This is a genomic window from Arthrobacter sp. TRD_SC_6 (assembly GCF_055361185.1).
This window is the reverse complement of sequence record NZ_CM143953.1, coordinates 2,227,254-2,244,392: the sequence shown is the minus strand read 5'-3', so window position 1 is coordinate 2,244,392 and position 17,139 is coordinate 2,227,254. Positions and strand designations below refer to the sequence as shown.

Genomic DNA, 17,139 nt, shown 5'->3' with positions numbered 1-17,139 from the left:
AACTGAGCAAATCTGAGCTGGCTAGAACGTGTTCTCGTCGAAGTCCTGAAGATTCTCCAGGCCGGGCAGGTGCGGTGAAAGCTTCGGTAGATCGGCGACGGTGCCGATACCCAATCTTTCCAGAAAAAGCGGAGTGGTTCCGTAGAGCACGGCTCCAGTTTCAGGATCGGTGGCGACGTCGACAATCAGACCGCGCTGAACGAGCGTCCTGACAACCCCATCCACGTTAACGCCACGGATGGCAGACACCCGCGAACGTGACACCGGCTGCCGGTAAGCGATGACCGCGAGGGTCTCCAGGGCTGCCTGCGAAAGGCGCGCGCTCTGACCCTCCAGAACAAACCGTCCGACGACGGCGGCGAAATCACTGCGGGTGAAAAACCGCCAACCACCGGCAATGTTCCTTAGCTCGATCCCCCGACGCCGTGATGTTTCGCCATCCGGGCCCTGACCAGTATAGCCGTCATACTCCGCCCTCAATTCCTCCAGCGCTTCGCGCACCTCGCCGGCAGGAACCAGGAGCGCGGTGGCCAACTGCAGGTCAGTCACCGGTTCCTCGACCACGAGCAACACCGCTTCGATGGCTGCGTGCAACCCACCGGGCAATGACGCAACATCGACCAGCAGGTTTTCGACACCCGGTGCCGTCTCGGTCTGCTCACTCATGCTTCTCCTCCGGCTTCGCTGGCGGCGGGTGGAAGCGCCACATCAATCTCGTCGTACTCCTCGCTAATACTCTCCGCAGACCATTCCCGTTCCCCGGCGGACCAGCGCACGGTCAGCTCACCCAATGGCGCCGCCTGGTCCATGGTGATTACCGTATCCCTGAACATCTCCAGCAAGGCGAGGAACCGGGCCACCACCACCAGCAGCGAATCGGCGTCCGCGGTCAGCTGCCGGAAGGACAACATCCCCTGCTCCCGTAGACGGTGCCCGATGATGTCGGCCTGTTCGCGGACACTCACCGGCGGCGCGTGGAGATGCCCGAGTCCGACTTCGGTAGGTGCCGCCTCCCTGGGCTCGAGAGCCTTGGCCGCCAACTCTGCGAAGTCCGACGGCGACATCCGCCAGGTGAGTTCGGGCATCATCGCTGCGTATTGGGTTTCGAGTGCAACATCACGCGGGAACCGTTTGCTCTCCTCGGTGAGCCGCTCCCCCATGAACCGTGCGATTTCCTTGAACGCCTTGTACTGCAGGAGGCGGGCGAACAGCAGGTCCCGCGCCTCCAGCAAGGCGATGTCCTCGTCGTCCTCGACCTGGCCGGACGGAAGCAACCGCGCCGCCTTGAGGTCCAGCAGCGTTGCGGCGATGACGAGGAACTCACTGGCTTCGTCGAGGGAGAAGCTGTCTCCAGCAGCGGAGAACGCGCGGATATACCCAATGAACTCGTCGGTGACCTTGGCCAGGGCTATCTCGGTGATGTCGAGTTCGTGCTTGGAAATCAATCTCAGCAACAGGTCGAACGGACCATTGAAATTGTCCAGCCGAACCTTGAAGCGCACCGCGCCGTCAGGCTCCGGTGGAGCAAGGGCGATGCCGCCGTCGTCGTCGTTAGCTGCCTGCACCACGGACGGCACGCTCCACTAGGGCGAGCCGCCGCGGGAAATCAGCTCCCGCGCGAGGTTGCGGTAGGCATCAGCGCCAGGGTGGTTGCCGGCGTAGGAGGTGATCGGTTCAGCGGCCACGGTGGCGTCAGCGAACTTGATGGTTCGCTTGATGACCGTCTCGAAGACCTTGTCGCCGAAAGCCTCCACCAGGCGGGCGATGACCTCGCGGCTGTGCAGGGTGCGGGAGTCATACATGGTCGCCAGGACGCCGTCGACCTGCAGGCGCGGGTTCAGGCGGTCCTGCACCTTTTCTATGGTCTCAACCAGCAGGGCAACCGCGCGAAGGGCGAAAAACTCGCAGATCAACGGGATGATGACGCCGTGCGCGGCTGTGAGTGCATTGACCGTGAGGAGGCCGAGGGATGGCTGGCAGTCGATGAGGATGACGTCGTAATCGTCTTCGACCTTGCGCAGGGCACGGTCCAGAACCTGCTCGCGGGCAACCTCGTTGACCAGCTGAACCTCAGCGGCTGAAAGGTCGATGTTGGCCGGCAGGAGGTCGATGTTCTCGAAGGCCGTGCGCTGGATCGCGTCTTCGATCTTGACCTTGCGGTCCATCAGGACGTTATACACGGTGACGTCCAGCTCATGCGGGTTGGTTCCGAGGCCGGCGGAGAGGGCGCCCTGCGGATCGAAGTCGACCAGGAGCACCCGGCGCCCAGCTTCGGCGAGCGCTGCACCGAGGTTGATGGTTGACGTGGTCTTGCCGACTCCGCCCTTCTGGTTCACCATCGCGATGACGCGGGCGGGGCCGTGGGAGGCCAGCACCGGCGGCTCGGGGAACTCCGTGATGGGGCGTCCGGTGGGGCCAATTTCGTCGGTTGCGTCCTTCAGAGTTGTGGAACCCTGTTCGCTGCTCACGTATCTATCCACGCTTCCGTCTAGTGGCTTGTCCAGTAACAAGTTACTGCTCGCTTGGTTCACCACGTTACAACCGTCATCGCGCGGAGCAGTGGAAATGAGGGTGACAAATGCCGCGAGCCTTGAGTCTCAACCTGAGGTTCAATCTTGTGCACGGGCAAACGCAAACGACTCCCCAATAAGTGACTGTTTGAGTGCTGTAACGGTCACCTATTGGAGAGTCGATGCGGTTTCTAGCGGGTAGCGCCCACCTTGTCGTCCTCGCGGCCCGTGAGCTGGGCCTCGGCGATGTCGGTCTTGGTTTCCGCGCCGTCCTCGACCGTGTCTGCTGCGGAGTCTTCGAAGTGGCCTGCACTCATCGTTGACTCATCGAATGGCAGCCGCCCGGCGAGCACCTCATCCACCTGGCCGCGTTCAATTTCCTTGGTCCAGGTACCAATCAGGATGGTTGCGACAGCGTTGCCTGTGAAGTTCGTCAGTGCCCGGGCTTCCGACATGAACCGGTCGATGCCGACGATGAGGCCGACCCCATCCACCAGGTCGGGACGGTGTGACTGCAGGCCTCCGGCCAGGGTGGCGAGGCCTGCACCGGTGACGCCTGCTGCACCCTTGGAGGCAATGATCATGAAGATCAGCAGTGAGATCTGCTCACCGAGTGCAAGCGGTGTGCCCAGTGCCGAAGCGACGAACAGGGAGGCCATCGTCAGGTAGATGGCAGTGCCGTCAAGGTTGAAGGAGTATCCGGTCGGCACCGTGACGCCGACAACCGGCTTGGAGACACCGAGGTGTTCCATCTTGGCGATAAGGCGGGGCAGTGCGGCTTCGGACGACGACGTCGAGAAGATCAACAGGTACTCCCGGCCCAGGTACTTCATCAGCTTGAAGATGTTGACTCCCGTGACCAGCTTCAGGAGCCCACCGAGGATCACCACGATGAACAGGATGCAGGTGATGTAGAAGGCAGCCATCAGGGTGAACATGCTCACGATCGCCTGCACGCCGGTTTCACCGACGACGGCGGCAATGGCACCGAACGCTCCGATCGGCGCGAGCCACATCACCATGATGAGGATGCGGAACACGAGTGCCTGGATGTGGCCGATTCCGCGGAGGATCGGCTTCCCGGCCTTACCCATCTTCTGCAGCGCAAACCCGACCAGGAGCGCAACGAATAGGGTCTGGAGAATGCTGGTGCCCGTGAGTGAGGAAAGCAGGGTGTCGGGAATGATCCCCAGCAGGAACTCCGTGGTGCCTTCCGACTCGGCGAGAGCCGATTCGTCATAGGAAGCGTTGGAGATATCCAGGCCGGCTCCGGGCTGGATGAGGTTTCCGACGACCAGGCCGATGGCAAGCGCGAAGGTCGACATCAGCATGAAGTAGCCGAGCGCGAGTCCGCCCACTTTGCCGACCGTTGCGGCCTTGGCGATTGAGCCGATGCCGAGCACGATCGTGCAGAAGATGATCGGGGCAATCATCATCTTGATTAATCCGATGAACGCGGTGCCAATCGGCTTCATGGCCACGGCGACCTCTGGTGCGGTCAATCCGAGGATGGCACCGAGAATGACTGCCGCGATGACCGCGATGTAGAGCGTGTGGGTCTTGTCGATCCTCTTCCGGGGCTTGCCGGCCCCGGTGATTGGCTGTGCAGGCATCTTCGCCATGCTGATACTCCTTATGCTGGTAGGCGGCCCTCCGGCCGGTTCCTTACCATCGTCGAGCGCTACAGTGACTTGGGTCACCATTGCGTTCATACTGTTCGCCGCGACAGTGACGAACGTCCGAAGCAGGCACCTGAGCGAGGAAGCGAGGACCATGAAAAGTTGGAGCCTTGCCCGCCAGTTCTTCGTCGGTCAACTGGTGTTCGTCCTCGCGTTAACCTCCACCATCTCCTGGGTCCTCTACCTTGACGCGGAAGAGAATACCCACGACGCCGCCTCAGCGCGCATGCTCGCGATTGCCACCACCTTCGCCAATGACCCTTTTGTGCTGCAAGCCGTCCAGGGACCCGATCCCACCGCAGTGCTCCAGCCCTATGCGGTGGACGTCATGGATGACCTCGGCGTGGACTTCGTGACCATCATGGACACCGACCGCACCCGTTACACGCACCGCAACGAAAGTGAGATCGGCGGGGAGTACCTCGGCTCCGTAGAGCAGGCGCTCTCCGGTGAGTCCCACGTCGAAGTCTTCACCGGAACCCTCGGGCCCTCCGTCCGTGCCGTCGCACCGGTTTTCACGAACGACGACGACGTCACCGCCCTCGTCGCGGCAGGCGTCACCGTCGACACGGTCTCCATCGCGCGCAATGCGCAGCTGCCACTGGTCTGGCTGATAGCGGCCGGTGCCCTGGTTGCCGGGACCGTGGTTTCGCTCCTCCTCAGCCGGCACCTTCGCCGCGCCACCCTGGGACTGGGCACCGAGCAGCTCTCGCGGATGTTCGTGTTCTACGACTCGGTGCTTCACTCAGTCCGCGACGGGTTGGTGCTGACCAACCTTCGCGGGGAACTGGTCCTCTACAACGACCAGGCGGCCGCGCTGCTCAATCTGCCGCCTGCGGTTCCCGGCATCTCCCGGCCAGCAAACGACGTCGGACTCCCCCGCTCTATCCAGGACCTCCTGACGAGTGGGCGGCGGGCAATGGACGAGTTCCATGTCACCGACGACAGGGTGCTGGTGGTCAACCAGGAACCGGCTGTGCCGGACGCCGGCGCCAAACCCCTCGGCACAGTGACGACGATCCGCGACCACACCGAACTCGAGGCGCTGACCGACGAGGTGCAGACCATGCGTACCCTGACCGGCGCCCTTCGCGCGCAGACACATGAGCACGCCAACCGGCTCCACACGATCGTCTCGCTGATCGAGCTGGACCGCCGGGCCGAGGCACTTGAGTTCGCCACCAAGGACCTGCAGCAATCCCAGCAGCTCACCGACGAGGTTGTTGCCGCCATCGACGAACCCTTCATCACAGCACTGCTGGTCGGCAAAGCCGCGCAGGCCAACGAACGTGGCCTCCGCCTTGAAATCGACGTGGCAGGAACGCTGGAAACCCGGGGAATGGATCCACGCGACCTCGTGACCATCATCGGGAACCTGCTCGACAACGCTTTCGACGCCGCTGCGGACTCTCCGCGCCGGGAAGTCACCCTGGCCATCGGAGCCGCTCCCGACGACGACGCCTCGATCCTCATAGAGGTCGCCGACAGCGGACCGGGCCTGAACGAAGCCGAGCGCGGCGCGGCGTTCGCTCTGGGCTTCAGCTCGAAGGACGCTGCGGGCACCCGCGGCCTCGGCCTGGCGCTGGTGCGGCAGGCCGTCAACAGGCTGGGCGGAACGATCACCGTAACGAACGACGACGGCGCCCGGTTCGCAGTGCGCTTGCCTGTAGCGGATTCAGGGATGGCACAATGACCGCGCCCGCCGGAACGGGCGGGCCCATCCGGGTCCTGGTGGTCGAAGACGACCCCATCGCTGCCGAGGCGCACTCCCTCTACGTGCGGCGGCTGGACGGCTTCGAGCTCGCAGGCACGGCTGCCACCGGCTCCGAAGCGCTGGCCAAGCTGCGCGAACGCACGGAGGCCGGTGCCGCCGTCGTCGACCTTGTATTGCTCGATATGAATCTGCCGGACCTCCACGGTTTGGACATCATCCGGCGGATCCGGGGCGCAGGAAGCGCTGTGGATGTCATCGCCATTACCGCCGTCCGGGACCTCGGCGTGGTTCGCTCTGCGATCTCCTCGGGCATAGTGCAATACCTCATCAAGCCGTTCACCTACTCGGCGTTCAGCGAGAAATTGGGAAACTACCGCCAGTTCCGGGACAACCTGCAGGCACAGGCATCCTCAACCACGCAGTCGGAAGTGGACAACGCGCTGGCGGCGTTACGCCCGCCGTCGCACAGTGGGCTTCCCAAGGGGCTCTCGGAGGAAACCCTGCGCGCCGTAGTTTCGTTCCTGTCCGCGGCAAGCGAACCGGTCTCGGCCGTCGAGCTTGCAGCCTCGCTCAGCCTCTCCAGGGTGACGGCCCGCCGGTACCTTGAGCATCTCGCCGACCATGGATCAGCTCGCCGCATGCCCCGCTACGGTACCCGCGGCAGGCCCGAGCTCGAATACACATGGCAACGCTGAGGCCGGTGCTCGAAGCTTTCCTTGGTCAACTTCTCTCATCCACCCTGTCCGGCAGCCCGAATGCCGGGAACAGCTCCGGATAGAGGAAGTTGTGGTGCCCAACGATCCGCCCATCCCTGGTCTCGATGATCTGGATCGCGAAGGGCTCCCACAGGCCGGGCTCCACGAAGTGGTAAGCACCAAACCCGGCTGTACCGTTCACAGAGACAGGAATCAGGCGGCTGTCCCTGCAGACGATGCCCTTGCCGAGGAACCATCCGGCCATGTTCTCCGGACCGCTGAGCCAGAGGTCGAACGGCGGCATCGACATTACGGCGTCATCGCGCAGCAGCGTTACCAGCCGGTCAATGTTGTACGTCTCAAAAGCTTCGACGTACTGCTCAAGCAGCTCGGTGTGCCTGCTGTCCATGGTTGACATGAGCGCCGGTTCCTGACGCAACGCGAGCGTCCTGCGGGCGCGTTGCAGGGCACTGTTGACGCCGGCGACCGTCTGTTCCAGCAGCGCGGCGGCCTCACTGGCCTTCCACGCAAGAACCTCGCAAAGAATCAGCACAGAACGCTGCAGCGGGGGTAAGTGCTGCAACGCCGCAACGAACGCCAGGCGGATGGATTCCCTTGCGAGTGCCACGTCGGCGGGATCGGCCGTCAGGTCGATAACGGCGCCGTCGGCGATCGGCTGCACGAAGGCACTCTCGTGCAGTGGTGCGCCGAGCACAGCCTCGGAGCTGGTGGTGGAGGGCCCCATCTCCATAGGACGGGCGCGCCGCTGCGGACTGCGCAGCATGTCGATGCAGACATTGTGCGCAATCCGGTACAGCCAGGTCCGCGTTGATGAGCGTCCGTCAAAGGTGTTGCGGCTCTTCCACGCCTTGATCATTGTGTCCTGGACTGCGTCCTCCGCCTCTGAAGCGGATCCGAGCATGCGGTAGCAGTATCCCGTCAATTCGCGCCGGTACGCGTCCAGCTCCTGTGCTGACAGTTCAGCTGATTGATCCACCTGTTCCGGTTCCACTGTGTGCATACCACCGAGCGTATGGCCCTTCTCTCAAACTTCGAAGGGTTTTTGCCAGCGAACGATGATTTTTCAGTGACGGCGCCGTCTGATGAGTAAGCGGACATTCACACCGCCCCCAAATGATCGGTTTCCCAGAAGGAGAGCACAATGACCAGCATCTTCATCAACCTTCCGGTGAGGGACCTCGAGAAATCGAAGGACTTCTACACCAGCTTCGGATGGACGCTCAACCCCGCGTTCAGCGACGAGAATGCCGGGTGCATCGTCATCAGCGACACCATCTACGTGATGGTCCTGACGCATGAGCACTACAAGCAGTTCACGGATAAGCAGATCGCCGATACCACCACCACCTCCGCGGTTCTCAACGGGATCAGCGTTGAAACTCCCGAGGAGGTTGACCTGCTCGTTGACCGGGCGCTCACCGCCGGAGCTTCCGAAGGGAATCCGCAGAACTTCGGCTTCATGCGCTCGCGCACCTTCTTCGATCCCGATGGGCACAGCTGGGAAGTGATCTGGATGGACCCCATCGCCGAATCCGGAGACTGGGCCGCCGTGGAGGAGAAGTACCCCCAAAACGCCTGAGCTTCATCCGGCCGGCTGAATGCAAACGACGACGGCGGCACTCACCCGAGTGCCGCCGTCGTCGTCCCGGTTGACCATCGGCTCACTTCCCAAAGAAGAGCCTTGTATACAGTGGGAGGACTTGAGGGGTGTTACGGGGCTTTTACTTGCCCAGGAATGCCGCTTCTGTATACATTGATCGGGTGCAGAAAGATCGAAGCAAAGCAGCGAAGGCGAGCGAACGCGCCTACGAGACGCTCCGCTCAGACATCCTTGAGTGGCGGCTTGAACCGGGCGCCCTACTGACGGAAGTCGAGCAAGCCGCACGGCTGGGCATCTCCAGAACACCGCTCCGCGAGGCACTTTCCCGACTCGCCGCCGATGGTCTCGCGTCGACACGCGTTGGCCGCGGCGTCGTCGTTACCGGGGTCTCCCTGGAGTCGATCTCTGACCTGTTCGACGTTCGGATCCCACTGGATTGTGCTGCCGCTGCCCTTGCGGCCAACCACAGCGATGAGCGCACTTTCCTGGAGCTGACCACACGGTTCGAATCGGCCTCCGCGCTGATCTCCGCTGCCCCGGACCGGAGGCTGGAGTACTACAGCCTGGTCGCTCAACTCGACGCAGCAATCGATGATGCGGCCGCCAACCCCTATCTGACACAGGCCCAGCGGCAACTCCGAACGCACCTCAGCCGGGTCCGGCGCCTTGCACAGGACGACGAGCCCCGCCTCCTTGCTTCCGCATCCGAGCACGCGCAGATCGCCCGGTCCATCGCTGCGGGCAACGCGGATCTGGCCGAAGCCTCCACGAGGGTCCATCTGCACAACAGCCTGCAGTATCTGCTAACAGTGCGCACCGACACCGGCGCGTCCACAACCCGAGAGGAAGCCATTCATGGTTGAGCTACATCCCGTCCGCGTTTACCGCAGTGAGGAAAACCTTCCACGAACAGGGCAGCTCGCGTGGAAGATCGCCGAAGTTGCCACCGATTCCGTTGCGGTCGACGACGAAGTAGCCGACATGGTCATCAACCGGATCATCGACAATGCGTCCGTGGCGCTCGCTTCCCTGACCCGCGCGCCGATCGTCGCCGCGAGGGCTCAGGCGCTCAGCCACCCGGTGTCCCTGGGCGGCCGGGGATCCACCGTCTTCGGCGTTGATGAATTGGCTTCCCCTGAGTGGGCGGCGTGGGCCAACGGCGTGGCCGTGCGCGAACTCGATTACCACGACACGTTCCTGGCGGCCGACTATTCGCACCCCGGAGACAACATTCCGCCCATCCTGGCGGTTGCCCAGCACCTTGGCGCCTCTGGTGCCGACCTGCTCTGTGGGATCACCACAGGCTATGAGATCCAGGTGAACCTGGTGAAGGCCATCTGCCTGCACAAGCACAAAATCGACCATGTGGCGCACCTCGGCCCCTCGGCTGCTGCTGGACTGGGCACACTCCTCGGCCTCAGCACCGAGACCATCTTCCAGGCAGTAGGACAGGCACTGCATACGACGACGGCAACCCGCCAGTCCCGCAAGGGCGAGATCTCCACGTGGAAAGCCCACGCACCCGCGTTCGCCGGGAAGATGGCCGTTGAAGCCGTGGACCGGGCGATGCGCGGCCAGACTTCGCCCACGCCAATTTACGAAGGTGAGGACGGTTTCATCGCCTGGATGCTGGACGGGCCGAACGCCAGCTACGAGGTACCGCTGCCCGCGGCGGGCGAAGCGAAACGGGCAATTCTCGACACCTACACCAAGGAGCACTCGGCCGAGTATCAGGCGCAGGCCTTGATCGACCTGGCCCGGAGACTTCACCAGGCTCACCCGGAGACCGCTGACCCTGCAAACGTCAGCAGCATCCGTATCCACACCTCGCACCACACCCACTACGTGATCGGGTCCGGAGCCAACGATCCCCAGAAGTATGATCCGACGGCGTCCCGCGAGACCCTCGACCACTCCATCCCGTACATCTTCACGGTCGCCCTCCAGGACGGTTCGTGGCACCACGTTGATTCCTACACGCCGGAACGCGCGGGCCGCCCGGACACGGTGGACCTGTGGCGGAAGGTGACTACGGAAGAGGACAAGGAGTGGACCCGGCGCTACCACTCGCTCGACATCAGCGAAAAAGCATTCGGCGGACGAGTGGAAATCACACTGTCCGACGGCACAGTCATTACTGATGAGATTGCGGTTGCCGATGCCCACCCCTTGGGTGCCCGGCCTTTCGCCCGCGAACAGTACATCGCCAAGCTGCGGACCCTCGCCGACGGCATCGTGGAAGATGCAGAGGTGGACCGTTTCCTTGACGTTGTCCAGCGGCTACCCCAGCTGGCACCCGGCGAGCTGGAGCAGCTGAACCTTATTGCCGCCGTCGGCGTCATTCCCGCAGAGTCACCGAAGGGACTGTTCTAGATGTTGTACTCGTCAGTGACGCCCGGGCAGAAGCGTGTTGCGCTGCGCGCCGGGCTGGCGTCAGGGCGCATACAGTCCTTTCCGGGCGCTTTCAGTCCCCTGTCCGCGCGCCTCATCGAAGACAAGGGGTTCGACGGTGTCTACATCTCCGGCGCTGTGCTCGCCAACGATCTGGGATTGCCCGACATCGGCCTGACGACGCTCACGGAGGTGGCGACGCGGGCCGGGCAAATCGCACGCATGACGGACCTGCCCGCGCTGGTTGATGCGGACACAGGGTTCGGCGAGCCGATGAACGTGGCGCGCTCCATCCAGGAACTGGAAAATGCCGGCCTGGCAGGGTGCCACATCGAGGACCAGTTCAATCCGAAACGTTGTGGACACCTCGACGGAAAGAACGTGGTCGACGTGGAAACCGCTACGAAGCGGATCCGCGCCGCTGCCGATGCACGTCGCGATCCCAACTTCCTCATCATGGCGCGCACAGACATCCGGGGCACAGACAGCCTGGCGGCCGCACAGGACAGAGCGAAGGCCATGGTCGACGCCGGAGCAGACGCGATCTTCCCGGAAGCGATGCGCGACCTGTCGGAGTTCGAAGCCATCCGCGCGGCCGTTGAAGTCCCGATCCTCGCGAACATGACCGAGTTCGGCATGAGCGAGCTCTTCACAACAGCCGAACTCGAATCGGCTGGAGTGAGCATGGTGATTTATCCGGTCACCCTGTTGCGTAGTGCGATGGGGGCGGCGGAGCGTACTCTGGAGACGATCAAAGCCGACGGTACCCAGCAGGCCGCCGTTGGACAGATGCAGACCCGCGCCCGGCTCTACGAGCTGGTCGATTACGAGGCATACAACCAGTTCGATACCTCGGTGTTCAACTTCCAGGTGCCCGGCGGGCGCTGAGCTCTCCTCAACGAATCAGCCGCTGCACCCCAGACAAAGGAGTCCTGCATGTCAGAGACACAGATCCACAAAGGCCTCGACGGCGTCACCGTGGACAACACCGCAATATCCAAGGTGAACCCGGACAGCAATTCCCTTCTCTACCGGGGCTATCCGGTGCAGGAGCTGGCTGCCGAGGTCGGCTTTGAAGATGTTGCCTGGCTGCTATGGCACGGAGAATTACCCTCGGAGGCGGAAGCAGAGGATTTTCGCGGATTCGAGCGTTCCCACCGTGCGTTGGCGGACAACGTCAAGGCGGCCATCGATCTGCTGCCGACGACCTGCCACCCCATGGACGTTGGGCGCACCGCCGTTTCCGTTCTTGGCGCCAACCACCCAAAGGCGGAGGACTCCTCCCCAGCGGCCGAACTCGAAAAGGCGACGGAACTCTTCGCGGCGTTTCCCGCCGTCGTCGCCTATGACCAGCGGCGTCGTCGCGGCCTGGAGCCCGTTGCACCTCGGGATGACCTGGATTATTCGGCGAACTTCCTGTGGATGACGTTCGGCGAGGAAGCCGCACCGGAGGTCGTTGCCGCGTTCAACACCTCGATGATCCTTTACGCCGAGCACTCCTTCAACGCTTCCACCTTCACCGCGCGCGTGATCACCTCCACCCTTGCGGACCTCCACTCTGCGGTCACCGGCGCCATCGGCGCACTGAAGGGACCATTGCACGGCGGCGCCAACGAAGCCGTCATGCACACATTCGAGGAAATCGGCATCCGTGAAGACGAATCCGCCCAGGACGCCGCTGCCCGGGCGAAAGCCTGGATGGAAGATGCGCTGGCGCAGAAGAAGAAAGTCATGGGATTCGGCCACCGCGTGTACAAGAGCGGTGATTCCCGTGTGCCCACCATGAAGGCAGCCCTGGACGGCATGATCAAGCACTACGGTCGCGAAGAGATCCTCGGGCTCTACGAGGGGCTTGAAACCGCCATGCAGGAGGCAAAAGATATCAAGCCGAACCTCGACTACCCGGCCGGCCCCACGTACCACCTCATGGGTTTCGATACGGAGATGTTCACGCCGCTCTTCATCGCCGCACGAATCACGGGTTGGACAGCGCACATCATGGAGCAGCGGGCATCCAACTCGCTGATTCGCCCGTTGAGCGAGTACAACGGACCGGAAGAACGCCACCTCGCCTAGCTAGCGGACACAAGCTGTCCGCAATGGGGCCGAAAGCCGTATGCGCCCCGTGGCCGGATCAGTAGTCTCGAGCCATGGACATCATTCTGGTACCCGGTTTCTGGTTGGACGCTTCTTCCTGGTCGCAGGTCACGCCACCGCTCCTTGCGGCTGGTCACCGTGTGCATCCGCTCACGTTGCCCGGCCTCGAATCGGTCGATGCGCCGCGCGCCGGCATCGGGCTGCGCGACCACGTGGACGCCGTCATCGCCGTCGTGGACAGCATCGCTGAGCCGGTAGTGCTCGTGGGCCACTCAGGCGGTGGTGCGGTCATTCACGGTGTAGCCGATGCGCGCCCGGACCGCGTGCTACGCGCGGTCTACGTGGACAGCGGCCCGCTCGGCGAAGGCGGGGTCATCAATGACGAACTGCCCTCAGAGGGAGACGACATCCCGCTGCCCCCATGGGAAGCGTTCGAGGACGATGATCTGGTGGACCTCACCGATGAATTGCGTTCGGCTTTCCGGAAGCGCGCCATTCCTCAGCCCCGCGCGGTGGCATCCGAGACACAGAAGTTGACCGATGAGCGGCGGTACAACGTTCCGGCCACAATCATCGCGTGCGAGTTTCCATCCGCCATGCTGTCCGAGTGGATAGCCCAGGGACACCCCTATGTGGCCGAACTCGCCTCCGTCAAGGATGTCGAATTCGTCGACCTCCCGACCGGTCATTGGCCGCAGTTCACCAAGCCGGTTGAGCTGGGTGAGGCCATCCTGGCGGCGGTCGACCGCACGAGCTGACCGCCTTTTGACGTGTTCGCGCAGGGGCAGCCACAAGGATCAATTCCGCAGCGTGCTCGAAGGTCATGCAATCGTCCTATCGTGGGAGCAGGTCCAGGAGTTGTTGAGTGTGCGCCGGAATTTCTACGTTTGCCAACCCGGTGATGATTTCCCTCAGGGGAACAAGCTCATCGACTAATACTTCGTCGTTCGACAAGAGCCTGCTGGGCACCATGACGTCGAGTTCGGGCTCGCTGAGTGTGGTGCCTAGTGCGCAGAGTGCCTCTGCCTGGGCGCGGATCCGCTCCTGAAGTCCTGCCGCGCCGCCGGTCAGCGTGATCGCACGCCTGATGGTCCAGGTGTCGAGAGTGATGCGGTTGTCGTACGTGGTGTTGATCCCGGCGGTCACAGCCGAGATGGCCGCGATGGTGGTCGCGTTCACGAGCGTGACGTGGGCCAGGATCTGCTCGGCATCCCATCCCCCGTCCTGCGGTGTGGTGTGCGTGTCACCTGCATCCGCGGCAGAGGCAGCGGCGTTGAGCAGCGTTTGGAAGGCATTTCGAAGTTGGGTGGTGTCCATGGTGTTTTCGCCTTCCTGAGGGCGTGGTGTACACGAGGTAGCTGGCAGTGGTGAGGGTTTTATGAGTGCGCGGGTGACATGCTCCAAGGTGCTTGCGGGAGTACTTCCCCGGTTTCCAGGAGGGATTTCAGGTTCGCCAAGACGGCTGGCCAGCCGTGGGAAATACCGTTCAGCATCTCCCGATTAGGAAGATTCTCGTGAGTCACGGTGAGCCGGACGATGTCTTCGTGGGGCTCGACAAGGAAGGTCACAACCGATGGTTTCCTCGGGGTCCCCGCGTCGGGAGCGTCCTCGAAGGTGATGACCAGGCGGGTTGGAGCTTCAACCGTGATCACTCGTCCAGCTACATCAACCATGCCAGATCCATCGACACGCTGATGTTCCCAAACCGAGCCTGGCTGCCAGTCCGACACGTTCGCGTGAGCCCAGTACTGAGCGGTCACGTCCGCATCGGTCAGGGCCTGCCATACCTGATCAGCACTGGCCCTGATGTAAGTGACATAGACGTAGGACGGGACGGATTCGGTACTCATTGCGCTCTCCTCTGCATAGGTCTTGATTGCACCGATCGTTCGCAACCGGGGCTTGTCGAACTCCGCGATCCACCGGTGCTCAATCTCCTGGATGGGCGTCGGGTTCAGATAGTGGCGTCGCTCGCGTCCACGCCGCATGACAATCACCAGATTGGCTTCTTCGAGAATGTCCATGTGCTGGGTCACTGACTGGCGTTTCATGTCCAGACGTTCGCACAGCTCGCGCAACGACTGACCGTTATGCTCGCGCAGACGGTCGAGCAGTAGTCGGCGGGTGGGGTCGGCCATCGCTTTGAAGACCGAGTCCATTTCTCTGTCAGTGGAACTCACCTGAGTATTATGCAGGTATTTGACTGCCTAAAGTCAAGCGCCAGAGAAATCCGGGTGTAGATGTTGCCTTGGGAATTTGAGGGGATCGTCACGAAACCTTCTGTCTAACGGTCCTCACGGACGTGTAGGCATCCATCGAAAAGCATTCCGGCAGTCTTTAAACGCGGTAGCTGCAGAACCCGTTCGATGCGGCCCCCCTTGCCGGCAGATGCCCAACGATGCACGGAATTCCTCAACATCAATTGCGCGTCCTACTTGACGTCCCACTGCTCAGCGCAACATACACGCCGCCCAGTTGGATTTGCCGATATTCGTCCAGTGAGAACTAGTCCTTTTGAGGAGGTCACGTGTCAGGGCGGCCATGTGGGCTGCTACAGCTCTGATGCGGTGCCCGTCACACGAACACGACCTTCAAGCGGGATCTCGACAGTGATCAACGAAGGCCGTCCCACCTCCGCGCCCTGTTCAACCTCGATCACGGCGGGTAACGCCAAGTGCCCACCTGCCCGAAGACAGAATCCGAGACCTGCCGCAGCCGATCCAGTGGCAGGGTCCTCTCGGATGCCGCCGCGGGGGAACGGATTGCGAGAGATAAACCGGTCAGTTGAGACTCGGTGAACGACGGGGATGGTGCCGTCCCAACGCTCGCGGTCCTGAATGCGCAGAACCTCCTCGTCATCATGATTGAGCGAGGCCAAAACCCCTTCATTCACGAAGACGATTGGATGCGGATTCCCTCCTCGCACGAAAACCGGTGGTAAAGCAGGATCGAGGTCGTCGCACGAGAGGCGGAGGGCAGCAAGCAACTCGTTTAGCAGCTCGTCGCTTAGTGGGTCGACGAGTGTGTCGACTGCAGTGAGGGTCGCGGAGTCGGGCGATACCCTCACGAGAACCTCCCCAGCTTTCGTTTTGAGGGCCACGGCGGGTCCGGCTCCTCGCCGAGCGAGTGCGACTCCCGAGGCGATGGTCGCGTGTCCGCAAAAGGCGATCTCGTCGCGAGGCGTGAAGTAACGGATGTTTGCTGATGCGGATGTAACCTCGGTGAGGAACGCAGTTTCGCTGAACCCAAGTTTGGCCGCGATGCTCAGCATGTCGGCCCGGGAAAGCGCTTCGGCGTGAACGACGACCCCGGCAGGGTTGCCCGAACGCGGATTCGAGTCCAATGTCGTGAAGGCGCGGTATGTGAGAATCTCCATGGTTAGAGATCCTATGTCCGCGTCGGGCTGCTTCTCGCGGGCCAATTTGAGACAAGTGGTCCTTTGACCGTCACGGATGGCCGGTACCTGTCCACGGAAGTAGCCAGCGGTTCACCGGGCGTGTCATCGGGCTCAGCGCTGGCGGCAGTAGCGCAATAGTAGAGCGTTAGTAATATTCAGTCGGAAAAACTCGACTGGCACTCAGCGATACGCTGAACCAGCTGTAGGGCAGCCTTACCGGACGCTGGGCTACCTTCGCTAGGATCGACTGGCAAGGGCGGTAACCTCGTTGCACCCTCACGTTGAACACAGAGATTGGAGCTTCTTCATGCTGATCCGCCACCGTGATGCTGGACCGTCAATCGACCCGTCCGCGTATGTTGCACCGTCAGCTGTGATTGTCGGTGATGTACGTATCGCTGCGGGCGCCCGGATTCTCCATGGGGCTGTGCTCACCGCAGAGGACGGCGAAGTCATGGTTGGGGAGGATACGGTGGTTATGGAACAAGCGCTCATCCGGGGCCGCGCTGGTAATCCAGCCCATGTAGGAACGGCGGTGATGATCGGCCCTCACGCTCATGTGAACGGCAGCGTCGTGGAATCGGAGTGTTTCATTGCAACGGGTGCCGCGCTGTTTCCCGGTAGCCGAATCGGTGAGGGCTCGGAGATTCGGATCAACGGTGTCGTGCAAGTCAACACGGTCTTGCTTCCCGGTTCGGTCGTACCGATTGGTTGGGTTGCCGTAGGGGATCCAGTGTCAATCCTGCCACCCGATCGCCACGACGAAATCTGGTCGATCCAACGTAAACTCGACTTCGCTGGCACCGTCTACGGTATCGGCCAAGACGTATCTATGCGGGAACTCATGTACCGCCAGTCCAGGTATTACGGCGCGCATTCGACAGACACCGTCATCGTCAATTAGCCGAGAAGATGTCCGCGACCACCGCGTATCCCTCCAACATGTGCGCCACCTCGGCGGGGCGGCTCAGAGCGACACAGTGGCTCCAGCGACTTCGTCCAGGGTGATCCCCACCGCGCCGGCACCAACTAGCG

The 17,139-nt window shown here is 62.3% G+C and carries 17 protein-coding genes; 9 read left to right on the top strand and 8 right to left on the bottom strand.

The genetic code is table 11. The annotated features are described in order from the left end of the window. Nucleotides 1-21 precede the first annotated feature (21 nt). The 4 genes from scpB to ACWA1U_RS10645 form a co-directional block, all read right to left on the bottom strand. On the bottom strand, nt 22-666 hold the full coding sequence (scpB, locus tag ACWA1U_RS10660) for an SMC-Scp complex subunit ScpB (RefSeq protein WP_463722163.1): 645 nt from the start codon (nt 664-666) through the stop codon (nt 22-24). Continuing rightward, nucleotides 663-1,568: a segregation and condensation protein A gene (locus ACWA1U_RS10655; protein ID WP_463722162.1), complete on the bottom strand. Its 906-nt coding sequence runs from the start codon at nt 1,566-1,568 to the stop codon at nt 663-665. Before ACWA1U_RS10655 ends, scpB begins: the two co-directional genes overlap by 4 nt. Before the next feature lie 15 nt (nt 1,569-1,583). Then, nucleotides 1,584-2,468: a ParA family protein gene (locus tag ACWA1U_RS10650; protein ID WP_463722161.1), complete on the bottom strand. Its 885-nt coding sequence runs from the start codon at nt 2,466-2,468 to the stop codon at nt 1,584-1,586. Nucleotides 2,469-2,701: 233 nt separating this feature from the next. Further along, entirely contained in the window at nt 2,702-4,132 is a 1,431-nt protein-coding gene (locus ACWA1U_RS10645) for a cation:dicarboxylate symporter family transporter (RefSeq protein WP_463722160.1), read from the bottom strand. Between the two features lie 151 nt (nt 4,133-4,283). Between ACWA1U_RS10645 and ACWA1U_RS10640 the strand changes: the two genes are divergently transcribed. Both ACWA1U_RS10640 and ACWA1U_RS10635 read left to right on the top strand, forming a co-directional pair. Beyond that, nucleotides 4,284-5,882, top strand: a complete 1,599-nt coding sequence (locus ACWA1U_RS10640) for a sensor histidine kinase (RefSeq protein ID WP_463722159.1) — start codon at nt 4,284-4,286, stop codon at nt 5,880-5,882. Then, nucleotides 5,879-6,598, top strand: a complete 720-nt coding sequence (locus tag ACWA1U_RS10635; RefSeq protein WP_463722158.1) for a response regulator — start codon at nt 5,879-5,881, stop codon at nt 6,596-6,598. Before ACWA1U_RS10640 ends, ACWA1U_RS10635 begins: the two co-directional genes overlap by 4 nt. A 25-nt stretch (nt 6,599-6,623) precedes the next feature. On the opposite strand, the gene ACWA1U_RS10630 is transcribed toward ACWA1U_RS10635, so the two are convergent. Beyond that, nucleotides 6,624-7,619, bottom strand: coding sequence for a sigma-70 family RNA polymerase sigma factor (locus tag ACWA1U_RS10630; protein WP_463722157.1), 996 nt, complete (start codon nt 7,617-7,619; stop codon nt 6,624-6,626). Between the two features lie 141 nt (nt 7,620-7,760). Here ACWA1U_RS10630 and ACWA1U_RS10625 point away from each other — a divergent pair, with 141 nt between their 5' ends. The 6 genes from ACWA1U_RS10625 to ACWA1U_RS10600 all read left to right on the top strand — a co-directional run bounded on the left by ACWA1U_RS10625 (nt 7,761) and on the right by ACWA1U_RS10600 (nt 13,465). Beyond that, nucleotides 7,761-8,198, top strand: a complete 438-nt coding sequence (locus ACWA1U_RS10625) for a VOC family protein (RefSeq protein WP_463722156.1) — start codon at nt 7,761-7,763, stop codon at nt 8,196-8,198. A gap of 182 nt (nt 8,199-8,380) precedes the next feature. After that, entirely contained in the window at nt 8,381-9,082 is a 702-nt protein-coding gene (locus ACWA1U_RS10620; RefSeq protein ID WP_463722155.1) for a GntR family transcriptional regulator, read from the top strand. Beyond that, a complete protein-coding gene (locus ACWA1U_RS10615) occupies nt 9,075-10,592 on the top strand; it encodes an MmgE/PrpD family protein (RefSeq protein WP_463722154.1) in 1,518 nt (505 codons plus the stop codon). Before ACWA1U_RS10620 ends, ACWA1U_RS10615 begins: the two co-directional genes overlap by 8 nt. Further along, on the top strand, nt 10,593-11,498 hold the full coding sequence (gene prpB / locus ACWA1U_RS10610; protein WP_463722153.1) for a methylisocitrate lyase: 906 nt from the start codon (nt 10,593-10,595) through the stop codon (nt 11,496-11,498). It abuts the gene before it with no gap. A gap of 48 nt (nt 11,499-11,546) precedes the next feature. After that, nucleotides 11,547-12,686 (top strand): bifunctional 2-methylcitrate synthase/citrate synthase, encoded by a 1,140-nt coding sequence (locus ACWA1U_RS10605; RefSeq protein ID WP_463722152.1) that lies wholly within the window; start codon nt 11,547-11,549, stop codon nt 12,684-12,686. 74 nt (nt 12,687-12,760) lie between these two features. After that, complete coding sequence (locus tag ACWA1U_RS10600) at nt 12,761-13,465, top strand: alpha/beta fold hydrolase (protein ID WP_463722151.1); 705 nt, start codon at nt 12,761-12,763, stop codon at nt 13,463-13,465. Nucleotides 13,466-13,541: 76 nt separating this feature from the next. On the opposite strand, the gene ACWA1U_RS10595 is transcribed toward ACWA1U_RS10600, so the two are convergent. The 3 genes from ACWA1U_RS10595 to ACWA1U_RS10585 all read right to left on the bottom strand — a co-directional run bounded on the left by ACWA1U_RS10595 (nt 13,542) and on the right by ACWA1U_RS10585 (nt 16,083). After that, nucleotides 13,542-14,024, bottom strand: a complete 483-nt coding sequence (locus ACWA1U_RS10595; RefSeq protein ID WP_463722150.1) for a hypothetical protein — start codon at nt 14,022-14,024, stop codon at nt 13,542-13,544. A gap of 59 nt (nt 14,025-14,083) precedes the next feature. Continuing rightward, a complete protein-coding gene (locus ACWA1U_RS10590) occupies nt 14,084-14,887 on the bottom strand; it encodes an ArsR/SmtB family transcription factor (protein WP_463722149.1) in 804 nt (267 codons plus the stop codon). Between the two features lie 371 nt (nt 14,888-15,258). After that, nucleotides 15,259-16,083, bottom strand: coding sequence for a PhzF family phenazine biosynthesis protein (locus ACWA1U_RS10585; protein ID WP_463722148.1), 825 nt, complete (start codon nt 16,081-16,083; stop codon nt 15,259-15,261). A 328-nt stretch (nt 16,084-16,411) separates the two neighbouring features. Between ACWA1U_RS10585 and ACWA1U_RS10580 the strand changes: the two genes are divergently transcribed. Then, nucleotides 16,412-17,008 carry a gamma carbonic anhydrase family protein gene (locus ACWA1U_RS10580; protein ID WP_463722147.1) on the top strand — a complete coding sequence of 199 codons (597 nt, stop codon included), beginning with the start codon at nt 16,412-16,414 and terminating at the stop codon, nt 17,006-17,008. The last annotated feature ends 131 nt before the right edge of the window (nt 17,009-17,139 follow it).

Excerpts from the sequence above, each read along its gene's own strand:
- ACWA1U_RS10645 (WP_463722160.1), bottom strand. The coding sequence starts at position 4,132 with ATGGCGAAGATGCCTGCACAGCCAATCACCGGGGCCGGCAAGCCCCGG.
- ACWA1U_RS10595 (WP_463722150.1), bottom strand. The coding sequence starts at position 14,024 with ATGGACACCACCCAACTTCGAAATGCCTTCCAAACGCTGCTCAACGCC.
- ACWA1U_RS10640 (WP_463722159.1), top strand. The coding sequence starts at position 4,284 with ATGAAAAGTTGGAGCCTTGCCCGCCAGTTCTTCGTCGGTCAACTGGTG.
- ACWA1U_RS10600 (WP_463722151.1), top strand. The coding sequence starts at position 12,761 with ATGGACATCATTCTGGTACCCGGTTTCTGGTTGGACGCTTCTTCCTGG.
- ACWA1U_RS10580 (WP_463722147.1), top strand. The coding sequence starts at position 16,412 with ATGCTGATCCGCCACCGTGATGCTGGACCGTCAATCGACCCGTCCGCG.
- ACWA1U_RS10635 (WP_463722158.1), top strand. The coding sequence starts at position 5,879 with ATGACCGCGCCCGCCGGAACGGGCGGGCCCATCCGGGTCCTGGTGGTC.
- prpB (WP_463722153.1), top strand. The coding sequence starts at position 10,593 with ATGTTGTACTCGTCAGTGACGCCCGGGCAGAAGCGTGTTGCGCTGCGC.
- scpB (WP_463722163.1), bottom strand. The coding sequence starts at position 666 with ATGAGTGAGCAGACCGAGACGGCACCGGGTGTCGAAAACCTGCTGGTC.
- ACWA1U_RS10605 (WP_463722152.1), top strand. The coding sequence starts at position 11,547 with ATGTCAGAGACACAGATCCACAAAGGCCTCGACGGCGTCACCGTGGAC.
- ACWA1U_RS10585 (WP_463722148.1), bottom strand. The coding sequence starts at position 16,083 with ATGGAGATTCTCACATACCGCGCCTTCACGACATTGGACTCGAATCCG.
- ACWA1U_RS10625 (WP_463722156.1), top strand. The coding sequence starts at position 7,761 with ATGACCAGCATCTTCATCAACCTTCCGGTGAGGGACCTCGAGAAATCG.
- ACWA1U_RS10615 (WP_463722154.1), top strand. The coding sequence starts at position 9,075 with ATGGTTGAGCTACATCCCGTCCGCGTTTACCGCAGTGAGGAAAACCTT.
- ACWA1U_RS10630 (WP_463722157.1), bottom strand. The coding sequence starts at position 7,619 with ATGCACACAGTGGAACCGGAACAGGTGGATCAATCAGCTGAACTGTCA.